Source organism: Vibrio ponticus, from assembly GCF_009938225.1.
Classification (GTDB): domain Bacteria; phylum Pseudomonadota; class Gammaproteobacteria; order Enterobacterales; family Vibrionaceae; genus Vibrio; species Vibrio ponticus.
In genome coordinates this window covers 793492-805622 of the sequence record NZ_AP019658.1, presented here as the reverse complement: position 1 = coordinate 805622, position 12131 = coordinate 793492, and the positions used below count along the sequence as shown (strand labels likewise).

At 41.9% G+C, this 12131-nt stretch carries 11 protein-coding genes; 2 read left to right on the top strand and 9 right to left on the bottom strand.

Going from position 1 to position 12131, the window contains the following annotated elements; genetic code table 11:
• The first annotated feature begins 205 nt into the window (after positions 1–205).
• Positions 206–1117, top strand: a complete 912-nt coding sequence (locus GZN30_RS17910) for an endonuclease/exonuclease/phosphatase family protein (RefSeq protein ID WP_171972076.1) — start codon at positions 206–208, stop codon at positions 1115–1117.
• A 58-nt stretch (positions 1118–1175) separates the two neighbouring features.
• Here the strand turns inward: GZN30_RS17910 and GZN30_RS17905 are convergent, their stop codons facing one another.
• The 3 genes from GZN30_RS17905 to GZN30_RS17895 are packed head-to-tail and all read right to left on the bottom strand — an operon-like array spanning position 1176 to position 2369.
• Positions 1176–1619: a YeeE/YedE family protein gene (locus tag GZN30_RS17905; protein ID WP_075652564.1), complete on the bottom strand. Its 444-nt coding sequence runs from the start codon at positions 1617–1619 to the stop codon at positions 1176–1178.
• A gap of 10 nt (positions 1620–1629) precedes the next feature.
• Positions 1630–2049, bottom strand: a complete 420-nt coding sequence (locus GZN30_RS17900) for a YeeE/YedE family protein (RefSeq protein WP_075652563.1) — start codon at positions 2047–2049, stop codon at positions 1630–1632.
• A complete protein-coding gene (locus GZN30_RS17895) occupies positions 2046–2369 on the bottom strand; it encodes an ArsR/SmtB family transcription factor (protein WP_075652562.1) in 324 nt (107 codons plus the stop codon). The genes GZN30_RS17900 and GZN30_RS17895 overlap by 4 nt, the downstream gene beginning before the upstream one ends.
• 209 nt (positions 2370–2578) lie before the next feature.
• Between GZN30_RS17895 and GZN30_RS17890 the strand changes: the two genes are divergently transcribed.
• Complete coding sequence (locus tag GZN30_RS17890) at positions 2579–4282, top strand: FAD-dependent oxidoreductase (RefSeq protein ID WP_075652561.1); 1704 nt, start codon at positions 2579–2581, stop codon at positions 4280–4282.
• 72 nt (positions 4283–4354) lie between these two features.
• On the opposite strand, the gene GZN30_RS17885 is transcribed toward GZN30_RS17890, so the two are convergent.
• The 6 genes from GZN30_RS17885 to GZN30_RS17860 all read right to left on the bottom strand — a co-directional run bounded on the left by GZN30_RS17885 (position 4355) and on the right by GZN30_RS17860 (position 12085).
• Positions 4355–6847, bottom strand: coding sequence for a sensor domain-containing phosphodiesterase (locus tag GZN30_RS17885; RefSeq protein ID WP_075652560.1), 2493 nt, complete (start codon positions 6845–6847; stop codon positions 4355–4357).
• A gap of 496 nt (positions 6848–7343) precedes the next feature.
• Entirely contained in the window at positions 7344–7772 is a 429-nt protein-coding gene (locus GZN30_RS17880; RefSeq protein WP_075652559.1) for an EamA family transporter, read from the bottom strand.
• Between the two features lie 142 nt (positions 7773–7914).
• Entirely contained in the window at positions 7915–8058 is a 144-nt protein-coding gene (locus tag GZN30_RS17875; protein WP_139312291.1) for a FeoB-associated Cys-rich membrane protein, read from the bottom strand.
• A gap of 9 nt (positions 8059–8067) precedes the next feature.
• Positions 8068–10071 (bottom strand): ferrous iron transporter B, encoded by a 2004-nt coding sequence (gene feoB, locus GZN30_RS17870; RefSeq protein WP_075652558.1) that lies wholly within the window; start codon positions 10069–10071, stop codon positions 8068–8070.
• Positions 10072–10232: 161 nt separating this feature from the next.
• A complete protein-coding gene (locus GZN30_RS17865; protein WP_075652557.1) occupies positions 10233–10493 on the bottom strand; it encodes a FeoA family protein in 261 nt (86 codons plus the stop codon).
• A 524-nt stretch (positions 10494–11017) separates the two neighbouring features.
• A complete protein-coding gene (locus GZN30_RS17860; RefSeq protein ID WP_075652556.1) occupies positions 11018–12085 on the bottom strand; it encodes a S41 family peptidase in 1068 nt (355 codons plus the stop codon).
• Positions 12086–12131 lie beyond the last annotated feature (46 nt).

Here is a 12131-nt window from a genome sequence, read left to right as displayed (position 1 = left end):
ACTGACACTAGATGTTGTGGCGTATTAGACTCCAAAGCGCACCCCAAAAGTATTGATTTAGATCAATAAAACTAGGTTACAGTACAATAACGAAACGATCTTATTGGCATAGCTCCCAGATACAAATAAAACAATGAAAATTGCAAAATTTCAGCTTTTAAACTTGATTTTTTGCGAAGGCTTACGAGACAAAGGTTCAACGCTAATGGTAAAAAATACGCTGCTTATTTTACGGTCAAAACCTCTCATTTTTCTATATATAGTGGTATTGACTACATTTCAGACACAAGCAGGACAATCGTTCAAAGTTTCGACATGGAATATGGAATGGTTTGTTTCTGAGGGAAATGAACGTTTTGCACCTTCGTTGCGCAATAACGATGATTTTTACAAAATGGCGCACTATTTCAATAAACTCGATACCCCTATTCTCGCGTTCCAAGAAGTTGGGGACGCAGCGGCATTAAGGCGGCTCATTGGCGACAAATATACCCTATATATGTCCGATCGCGCGCTAGCGATGAATAGCCAGCTCCAATACGATGACATCAACCAGTATACGGGGTTCGCAGTACGAAACAGTATCGCGGTACAAGATGTCGATGACTTCTCACTCCTACCCGCGCAACGCCATGACAAGCTGCGTTTTGCAAGCTACATCATTGTTGAGCCTTACAGTGACTCACCCATTCATTTACTCAACGTTCATTTAAAAGCGCGTTGCAGCGGACGCTATGAAAACAATAAAGCGTGTCAAACTCTTAAATTGCAGGGCGAAGCATTAAATCATTGGATTAAAGAACGTGAAGCCAATGTTGAGCGCTATATGATAGTGGGTGACTTCAATCATAACCTCTCCTTCAATCGAGATTGGTTTTGGCAATCATTGAGCAAGTCGACAGATGCTGTGCTGGCGACACGTCATGTCAACGCAGAATGTAAGGTACGTAGCCGTAAAAATCCAAACCGAACTCATCAGTTCCGTTCATTAATCGACCATATTGTAACCAGCCGTGATATAGACATTATTGAGATAAGACAGAACCTTTACCAATCGCAAGATGTACTGGACTATCAACTCAGTGACCACTGCCCAATCACGGCAACGTTCAAATAAGTCCACCATTATGCGCTGAACAATGTCAGTCAGCGCATATTCACTTGAATTGGAACAATTATTTTGCAGACAACTTGTTGAGGTGTGTTTTAGAAGAACTCAGTGATTGAGTTAGCAGCGAGCCCAGCAACATGGTGGCAATAAAAATCCAAATCCCCACATTACCGTAACTGAGACTGGCTACCGCAGGACCCGGACAAACACCTGCTACTCCCCAACCGACACCAAACAGCGCTGCACCAATAACCAAGCGCTTATCAATAGTGTTGTTGGTTGGTAAGCAATACTCAGCGCCCGACACCGAATGTGCACGTGGTTTTATCAACACAAAATACGCAGGCATAAATACCGCTAGGGCTCCGCCCATCACAAACGCCAAACTCGGGTCCCAATTTCCGGCGACATCAAGAAAACCAATCACTTTGGCAGGATCAATCATGCCTGATACTGCCATGCCTAAACCAAATAACAGACCACTTAACGCTGCAACAAATAGATTCATAGCATGACTCCTAAATCACATGAAGACGGATAAACACGGTAATGCCCGCCACCAGCATAAATGTGACTGTTGCCACTATAGAACGTTTAGATAAACGCCCAATACCGCAAATACCATGACCACTCGTACAACCATTGCCAAGCCTTGTACCAACGCCCACCAGTAAACCAGCTACCGCAAACGCAACTAAAGAAATGTTCTGAGTATCGGGAACATTGATAGTGAATAAACGGATAGCACTGCCACCACCGAATACCATGCCAATAACGAAAACCAATCGCCAAGCAACGTCACCTCGCACTCGAGCGAAGAGACCATTCACTATGCCACTTATACCCGCAACTTTACCGTTAAACAGTAAAAGCAATGTGGCAGAACAGCCGAGTAACATCCCGCCTATGAGTGCATTCCATGGAATGGCATCAATCATAAATCCTCCTTGTTTGCGCAAAATACGCAGTGTAGTGACTTCATCATTACCTCCACTCTCGAATCCGCGAGCGAGTAAAATACCTGCTGAGACTCCTTGCGCGCTTTGATGATATTGTGTTTACGCAACACGCTTAGATGTTGCGACAATGCGGATTGGCTAAGTGTTGAGTTCTCTTGTAAGGAGCCTACGCCAACTTCACCTTGCGTCAGTTGGCAAATCACCATCAGGCGCTCTGGATGCGCCATTACTTTCAGTAATTCCGCTGCTTGCGTTGCATTTTTTTGCATCTGCATCATGTCAAATTGCGTTTCACTCATTATTCCGTCCCGCTACCATTTTGTTTAGATTCTAACCATAAATTAACATTAGTCAATTCTAATTTAGTGAAATCACATTTAGATTATTTAAAATTAGACATAACTAATATAGTTCATTATAGTAGCAGTTATTGAATGTTAAGCTTGCAGATCGACTGCACTATCAGCGATTGCAATAAACGCAAATACAAGGAAATCTAGGAGTAACTATGACGAAGATTGTAATTATCGGTGGTGTCGCGGGCGGCGCTTCTGCGGCGGCGAGAGCACGACGTTTAAGCGAAGATGCACAGATCATTATGTTTGAGCGCGGACCATTTGTCTCATTTGCTAACTGCGGATTGCCTTATCATATTGGTGGCGATATTCAAGAACGCAGTAAGTTACTCCTACAAACACCTGAAAGTTTCTTAGCCCGTTTTAATGTCGACGTGCGCGTGATGAACGAAGTTACCGCCATCAATCGCCACGATAAAACCGTGACAGTAAAGAATTTACTTGATGGCAGTGAATACCAACAAGAATATGATTTCTTGCTATTAAGCCCGGGCGCAGCACCTGTTGTCCCACCCATCCCAGGGGTAGACAACCCACTCACCCATTCGCTGCGCAATATTCCAGATATGGATAAAATCATCCAGACCATCAAGATGAATAATGTTGAGCATGCTACGGTTGTCGGTGGCGGTTTTATTGGCTTAGAAATGATGGAAGCGTTCCATCAACTTGGCATCAAAACCACGCTACTTGAGTTATCAGACCAAGTGATGACTCCTGTTGATCGCGAAATGGCGGGGTTTGCCCACGACGAAATCCGTAATCATGGCATTGACCTACGCCTAAGTACCGCGCTTAGCAGTGTGGAATACATTCCTGAAACGCATGTCGCCAATCAGGATGCCGGCGAAAGCAATCACCACCAGCATTTAAACGGACACCTAGTATTAACACTCAGCAATGAAGAGCAGCTAAAAACCGATCTATTGATCATGGCGATTGGTGTTCGTCCTGAAACAGCGCTTGCTCAACAAGCAGGATTACAACTTGGTGCACTGGGTGGTATTTACACCAATGAATATATGCAAACCAGCGATCCAGCTATTTACGCGGTAGGTGATGCCGTTGAGGAAAAAGACTTTGTAACAGGCGAACAAACCCTTGTTCCACTCGCTGGACCTGCCAACCGCCAAGGTCGTATGGCTGCAGACAACATGCTTGGTCGTAAAGAGACTTATCAGGGTACACAAGGCACCGCGATCTGTAAGATCTTTGATTTAGCCGTAGCATCTACAGGTAAAAATGAGAAACAATTAAAACGTGACAACATCACTTATGAAAAAGTCTACGTGCACACAGCAAGCCATGCGAGTTACTACCCTGGCGCTGAAATTGTGTCGTTCAAGATGCTGTTTGACCCTAATACAGGCAAAATCTTAGGCGCTCAAGCAGTAGGTAAAGATGGTGTCGATAAACGTATTGATGTCATGGCAGTTGCCCAACGTGCGGGCATGACGGTTGAACAACTACAACACCTAGAGTTAACTTATGCACCACCGTATGGCTCGGCAAAAGACGTTATCAACCAAGCTGCATTTGTTGCTAATAACATCATTCAAGGCGACGCAACTCCAATTCATTTTGATCAGATTGACAATCTGTCAGATGAACAGATACTGCTTGATGTGCGTAATCCGGGTGAACGAGAAAACGACAATCACTTAAGCGGTGATATCAATATTCCGGTCGATCAACTACGTCAACGTATGGGCGAACTACCAAAAGACAAAGAGATTGTGCTCTACTGTCAAGTTGGTCTGCGTGGGAATGTCGCCTACCGACAACTGGTCAACAATGGCTTCAAAGCGCGTAACCTAATCGGTGGTTATAGAACATATAAGTTTGCCAAAGCATAACCGCACGTTTGCTTGGCTTAATTACTAAGGGTTGAATTACAAAGAGGAGCTTTAGTTGCTCCTCTTTTGCTATCAAGCTAAACAGTGCTCAGGCTGAAGAAAACCTATCGCTTGTGAGAACGGAACTGGCTTACTAATGTAATAACCTTGGATATATCGACACCCCATATCTCTCAATATTGTTAACTGTTCTTTTGTCTCAACCCCTTCAGCGATAACGTCGAGCCCTAATTGGGTGGCTAGTAAAGTAACCGACTGTGCCAACACCGCATTGTTTTTGTCTGTTTCGATATTCCGAATAAAGGAACGGTCAATCTTGAGGATATCAACGGTATTTTTCATTAAGTTAGAAAAGGAGGCAAATCCAGTTCCAAAGTCGTCAAGTGCCAACTTAAGCCCTTTACCGCGCAATTGATGTAACAGCTCTTGTACTTCTGGCTTATCTTCCAACGGAACCGATTCGGTAATTTCGATAATAATATCTGAGGTGCTCAGCCCATACATAGCTAACGTTTTTAAGATCGAGCAGTTATCAATATTCTCATCAGTTAACTCATCAATCGAACGGTTAACAGACACTTTTATGTCATTGTGCCCTAGGCGCTTTAATTGATTTAAGTCTTGGCAAACTTTAGTCAGGATAAGATTACCAAGTTGGCTAATATAGCCAAGCTCTTCGGCAATCGGAATAAACTCAAAAGGCGAGATACTGTTGCCATCATCTATCCATCTCGCTAGCGCTTCAAACTTAACCACTTTACCTAGATTCAAATCATAGATTGGCTGGTACTCAACGTGCAGTAAGGATTCATCAATTGCCCGTTTAAGCTTTATGCCTAACTGCTCTCTCCTACCAATGTTTTTTTCTAAATATGCCGAGTAACGGACGGTGCTTGGATGGGACTGAGATTTTGCTGAATCTAACGCGTAATATGCCTTAGCCATCAAATGAGTACTATTTGGCGACTTACCAGGAAGTGCATAACCCATATTAATGCTGAGCTTAACGAGTCGTCCATCAATGTAGAACTCTTTTTCAACTCGACTGCGAATCTCATCAATTAAGGTATCAATATCATCTAAATCATCGACATGCCAAGATAACGCAAATTGATCCGCTGCGTAGCGACAAACGCTAACCGTACCGCCTCTAAAATTACGATAAAGCAATAACCCAACGTAACGGAGCACTTTGTTACCAAAGCTTTCGCCATACAAATTGTTGATCGTCGAGAAACGATGAATGTCTAACAACACCACTATCAAGTCTTTATGCTGCTCAAAATACTGCATAAACTTGGTTCGAGTTTGTAACCCCGTAAAGTCTTGCTTGTTCTTATACTTAAGTAACTCGCTTTCCATCAACTTCCGATCGCTAATGTCATCGAAAATACCAATGTAATTCTTAACGATGCCATTTCTATCTTTCACCGCAGAAATAGACAGAACTTCAGGATAAACAGCGCCCGATTTGGTCTTATTCCACACTTCGCCAGACCAATGACCGGTTCGATTAATTTGATGCCACATCGAACCATAGAACTTATTATCATGAATATCAGAGCGAAATATGCCCGGTGTGTGCCCCTGGGCTTCTTCAAACGTAAAGCCTGTGATCTGCTCAGCTTTAGCATTCATATGTCGAATTCGGTTTTCTTCATCAGTGACAAGAACGCCGTTATTAGATAGCTCGATAACTTTCGTTGCGATTAGATGGTTATTTTCTAACAGTGAGTAATCGGTGATATTTTTTAAGTTACCTTCAATGCGGCGCAGTGCTCCTTGTGCGCTGTAGTGCTTAAAGAAAGTTAACTCAAGTGCGAGACCGCATTTCGTCTGCTCCTTATCAATGACAACTTTACTTATCGAGCAAGGAGAAAATGCCCCGGAGAGGAACTGTGCGTAACGCTGTGGTGAGCAAAAGATATGATTTGAAAAGAAATCATCAAAGCTCAAGTCTACCGAGTCTGATATGTCAAACATCGATTTCAAATTCTTGGAATAGCTAAAGCGATCAGTCGCCACGTCCCAGTGCCATGAACAGGATTCCGTGATTTGCTCAGAACGCTCAAATTGCGCCAATAACTGGTTTTTTTCGCGCGTTAGGCGTTGTTGCACTATGGTCTTACCAATTAAAAAACCCGCAGCCAATAACCAGGCGTCATCAAAGGAGCGTTCAGCCAAAGGTTTAGAATAGAGCAGAGCCAAAACCCCAACAATATCGCCATCTTGATTCTGTAAAGGAACGCCAATATAACTCTCCGCGCCTAACTCTACTAAAGCTATATCATGAGGAAAGTGTTGTTGCACGTTATCTGCATAGCGGCAAATTTCTTTGTCATGCAACACATTAGCACAAGGCGTACCGGCAAGGTCATAGGTAAAGTTATCTAAAGGCTTACCATCGTATAAGTAGGCTAATGTACTTGCCTCACTGCGTGCAGAGTTAAACTCCGCGATAAAACCGTGCGTAGGTTGGTATTGAGTGTAGATTTCTCTCAGGCAACGCCAATAAAGATCATCTTCGTCTTTAGCCCGAATGACCTCATTAACCAATACGTCCATTAAAAATCCAATCCTTCTGATTCATATAGTTATCGACAAAACAACACATAACCGTGTTTTAACCATCCATGAACTTAACTGGCTGAGCGAAGTCAAACCATTGATGCCAAAGGTTCGTTGATAACTTATATTTCCGACAACATTACAAAATTACTCAGGTATTACAGGTGCGTTCATCCGCACTCATCTTTGTTATTCTTATCTATGTCTACTTTATGTTCTTCTGAATGATAACTCACTCACAACACATAAGTAGCACTTTAGTATGTTAATATCGATAACAATTCAATTACAAAGTTTATTTTGAAAATTAGATAAGTAGGTCATCTTTTTACCCTATTGGTGGCGACAAATCGCTCTGATACCCAAGAATAAATAACAAACGATACTGTGAGTTAGCAGGATAAAAACATCGAGGATAAGCAATAGATTGTGCTTTTTTATAAAATAATTTGAAACTTAGAAAAATAACGGACATTCACACAATCGCACCGAATCACTGCCACGCTACTAGAATGATGCCCAAAGTGATCAGAACAACACCAAGCCAATTGGTCAAACTCAAATTCTCTCCAAGCACTAACACCCCGAATACCGCAACGAACACGACACTTAATTTATCGATGGGGGCAACTTGAGAAGCTTGACCTAAGCTCATAGCGCGAAAGTAGCAAAGCCACGATGCGCCCGTAGCAAGACCTGATAAGACGATAAATAATAAACCTTTACTAGAAACCTCACTTATTGGTTGAAATTTTTGAGTGAAAAAAGCGATACCACCAACCAAAATCAATATCACGCAAGTACGGATAAATGTTGCAAAATCGGAGTTAATGGTATTCACGCCCAATTTCGTGAAAACTGCGGTTAAAGCGGCAAAAATTGCAGATAGAAGGGCCCAACTAAGCCATGATGTTTGAAACATACAATCGTTTCTGTAGTCAATTAAACAAGAAACTTGAGTCTATTTTTATTACGACTCAATTGCTAATGATTTTAGTTCTCTTTGATTAAAAAGATAAAGTGAGCACTATGCTCACTTTATCGTTTCCTTTTAGAAGGGATAACTAACACCCATTTTTCTTAGTCGTACATCCGCTACTCTGTGAGCAACCCGCACATGCCCCACCTTTTCGTTTCATTGCTACTATTTTATAGATTGCGCCACCAACGATAGCAACGATACACAGCGAAACAATTAGATTCGTCATGTCATCTCCTTACTGTAGGCTAAGACCCAGTTTCTCTTGCTCTTTAAGTGATCCTTTTTTGAGTAGTGTAAATAAATAACCAATCAACGCAGCGCACACGATAAGACCAAAAACAAAACCTTCACCTAGCGCACCAGTGGTCGCGAATGTACCCACTTGATAGATAACAAATGCGGTAACGTAAGCGATACCAAGTTGTAGACCAATGCCACCCATTAACCATTTTTTGTTTTCTAATTCGGCATTCATCGCACCAATGGCAGCAAAACATGGCGGTGTAAACAGGTTAAACATCAAGTAAGCCAGTGCAGCGACTGAGGACAAGCCCATCACTGTTGCAACATCAGCACTGCCCGATACAAGCGCCAGTTCTTCGGTATCAATAAAGTTAGTGATGCCGTATACAACCGCTAACGTACCAACCACGTTTTCTTTAGCGATAAAGCCGGTAATTGCAGCAGCTGCCAATTGCCATACACCAAAACCTAGAGGGATAAGCAAGAAAGCAAATGGTGAAGCTAGACCAGCAAGAATACTCGTGCTCTCAGCACCTTCTGGAACAATCTCAAATCCCCATGTGAATGTCTGCATAATTTGGACCGCAGCATTACACAATAGAATGATAGTACCCGCTTTGATGATGAACGCTTTTGCGCGAGACAACGTCGAGTTCATCGCTAGTTTCAAGCTTGGTACGCGATATTCAGGCATTTCTAAGATAAAGAATGAACGTGTACTTTTCTCACCTGTAATTCGAACAATCAGCATTGCACCAAGAATGATAAGACCGATACCTGCAAAGTACATGCTCGTGCCTACCCATGCAGAATCTTGGAAGAACACACCAGCAAACAAAGCAATAACCGGCAACTTGGCGCCACAAGGCATAAATGGAGTCAGCATTGCAGTTGTGCGGCGCTGTCTTTCATTTTGAATGGTACGCGTTGCCATGATACCTGGTATCGCACAACCGGTACCAATAATCATCGGGATAATCGACTTACCAGAAAGACCCACTTTCTTGAAGAATCTATCCATAATGATCGCGACACGTGCCATGTAACCGCTATCTTCAAGTAACGCCAACATGAAGAACAAAACCATAATCAAAGGTAGGAAACCGACAACCGCACCCACACCACCGATAATACCATCAAGCAGTAGCGCACTAAGCAACGGAGATACGTCATCTCCCATCATTCCTTCTACCATTCCGTAGAAGCTATCAATCCAACCGACTAAAGTATCAGCGAAAAGCGGACCAACGTGCGTTTGAGAAATGGAGAACACGCACCACATGATCACGGCAAATATTGGTAAGCCAAACCACTTATGCGCCAAAACTTTATCCACTTTATCGTGAATCGTTTGTTCTGAACTGCTGACCTGACGAGTTTCTACTTTTGCGACAAGTTGTTTAACAAAACTAAAACGCTCAGCGTCAAACGCTTGCACTTCTTCTGCTTGTTTGATCTCTGAATATTCTTGAGTAAACGGAGCGACTTGTTGCTGATCTTTACTTGCAACAACTTTACTCACCAGTTCAGTTAGGCCCGCCACCGAGTTATCTGCTGCAACCGTTTCAACGACTGGACAGCCAAGTTGTTGACTAAGTTGAGTTACATCAATAGTAAGCTTTCTACTTTTGTTTAAATCACTCTTGTTAAGCGCAACAACAACTGGAATACCTAACTCTAAAAGTTGTGTAGTGAAAAATAGGCTTCGGTTTAGGTTTGTGGCGTCGACAACATTAAGAATCACATCTGGATTCTCACGCTTAATAAAATCGCGAGTAATACTCTCTTCTAACGTAAATGGAGACATTGAATATGCTCCTGGAAGATCAACAATTGTCGCCTCACCATTCGCAATCGCTAATTCCTTACGTAAAGGAGCTTCTTTTTTGCTGATTGTCACACCAGCCCAGTTACCCACTTTTTCCAACCTTCCAGTTAACGCATTAAATAGTGTGGTTTTGCCACTATTTGGGTTACCTGCTAATGAAATTTTCAATGCTCTATCTCCATGACATGTTCCCTACAACAAAAAATTGATTAGCTAAGCCCAAAAAGCCTCACGCGGTCTTTCTACGCATCTAAGACAATCGTTCTTTCGCGATATAATCCAAATCTCAAGTTGAGGGCTTACGAAAAATTAACCGTTTAGAACGCTTGTTAATTTAAAATCACCGTGTTTGCTAAATCAGAATCGATGCTATAACGAGCATCCTTTACCGAAATAACATAAGTATCTGAAAGTACGGAGATGACGGTAATGCTTTCTCCAGCAAAACAACCTAACGTGCTTAAAAAATGCGCCATCTCTTTATCATCTTGAACAATACTTTTTATCGTATATTCTTTATTTACCTCAGCGCCTGCTAAGGTATTACTAGTCGATTTTTGAGTTTTATTTTTTTTACTAAACCAAAACATACATTCTTCCTAAATTAAACGAGGCTTTTTTGTAACTTACGCTTGATAATAAAAGCTCAAATTATAATCATTCCCAGTTGTACTGAGACTCGTAGGACATGAGAGTATAATTTCATCGTTATTGCTTACTTGATGCCCTCAGACATGCATGTAAATAACTCTCAGAACCCACCATACAAATGAGAATCATTGTTATTACAGTATATTGTCCAATAAGAGAAAGGATAAAAAGTTGAGCGAAATCAATTCTCGATGGAATTGAGCGAGAAAGCAGAAAAATGTGCGTCAAACATCATAATCCTGACAGATCATATATCGCATATTGGAATAAAAAAGTGGAATTTAATAACATTGATAACGATTAACTCACCATTATCGGGGGGAATTCTCTACTCTAATCAACAACAACTTAACGAAATCTAAGTATTGTTTCTAAACTAGAGTCGCATACAGTGCCAATATATATACTTGGCGCAACGAACGAGAATCACCTTGGTACAAACATTAGTATACTGAAGCAAAGACTAAATGCTTGAACTCATCGATGGAACCTTCAATTTAAGCCGCATTAAATCATGAAGGTATTCAACAACCTCCTCCTCAGCGACATGAAGCTTAACATCTGGCACTAAACCTATATTGTTAATCGGTGACTGCTGTAACCATACCCGTTTTTGGGATGGAATATATACGATATAGCTATCAAGGATCGTGTGCGGGACGGGCTCTGCGTAGTCAAGTTGCCCCAACGTTTTGCTGCCAAATGTTTTGACTTTATGATTGCGCTTAGCTGCCAGGATAAACTCCTCGCCACTAAAGCCCACAGAATGATTTTGAATAATAAAGATCTCTTTAAGGGCCGCTAAATTTTTTTCCCCACCAACCTTTGGCCACGAGTATTCCACCCACGTATTTGGATAAGCACTCATAGATGCGACTAATTCTGTGACTGAGTCAAACACCGATGGACTCTGGATTCTCAGATCATCGGTTAATTGTCGGCGATAATATTGAGTATTGTCAGCAGACGCGAGGACATGCCACATAGATTGGAAACCGTTAGCTCCGATGAGTTCAAGTACTGAATACATTGGAGAAAAGCTACCATCGTTATTACCTCGTAAATCCACAATTAATCCTTGTGCTGATTCCAGTGCCGTATAGTTGTCGCTAATCAATTGCTTGATCGACGTCGCTAACTCAGTTTCGAAGGATGGTAGTTCCAACAAAGCAACAGTTGATGATAACCAAGTTAGTTGTGGCTCATCGTTATGGCTTGCATGATCTGGTATGGCGAATTCATCAGCATGAGCAGGCATAAAAGATATATTCAAACTTGGGTCAGAAAATGAGCTCAACCACTGAGACAAAAAGTCTAAGCAATTACTGTGAGGTTGACCGCTCATACGCTCACTAAGTTGGCTTCTCACCACATTTAGGTTTTCTCGATTGTTGTCCGCATAACCGGCATAGTTATCTTCGACTTTATTAGCAAGTACTTCCAACACATGTTCACATTGAACATGGTCAGCTGACGCTTTAGATGAATAAATCAATAGACAAAAACAAAACAATCCAGAAGCTTTAAACATTCTCTCCCCATCAACTCACGACATACGTTCTATAACCCTTAATATG

Bases quoted from the DNA above. Each gene is read 5' to 3' on its own strand.
- GZN30_RS17880 (WP_075652559.1), bottom strand. From the start codon at position 7,772: ATGTTTCAAACATCATGGCTTAGTTGGGCCCTTCTATCTGCAATTTTT.
- GZN30_RS17865 (WP_075652557.1), bottom strand. From the start codon at position 10,493: ATGTTTTGGTTTAGTAAAAAAAATAAAACTCAAAAATCGACTAGTAAT.
- GZN30_RS17910 (WP_171972076.1), top strand. From the start codon at position 206: ATGGTAAAAAATACGCTGCTTATTTTACGGTCAAAACCTCTCATTTTT.
- GZN30_RS17895 (WP_075652562.1), bottom strand. From the start codon at position 2,369: ATGAGTGAAACGCAATTTGACATGATGCAGATGCAAAAAAATGCAACG.
- GZN30_RS17875 (WP_139312291.1), bottom strand. From the start codon at position 8,058: ATGACGAATCTAATTGTTTCGCTGTGTATCGTTGCTATCGTTGGTGGC.
- GZN30_RS17900 (WP_075652563.1), bottom strand. From the start codon at position 2,049: ATGATTGATGCCATTCCATGGAATGCACTCATAGGCGGGATGTTACTC.
- GZN30_RS17890 (WP_075652561.1), top strand. From the start codon at position 2,579: ATGACGAAGATTGTAATTATCGGTGGTGTCGCGGGCGGCGCTTCTGCG.
- GZN30_RS17905 (WP_075652564.1), bottom strand. From the start codon at position 1,619: ATGAATCTATTTGTTGCAGCGTTAAGTGGTCTGTTATTTGGTTTAGGC.
- GZN30_RS17885 (WP_075652560.1), bottom strand. From the start codon at position 6,847: ATGGACGTATTGGTTAATGAGGTCATTCGGGCTAAAGACGAAGATGAT.
- GZN30_RS17860 (WP_075652556.1), bottom strand. From the start codon at position 12,085: ATGTTTAAAGCTTCTGGATTGTTTTGTTTTTGTCTATTGATTTATTCA.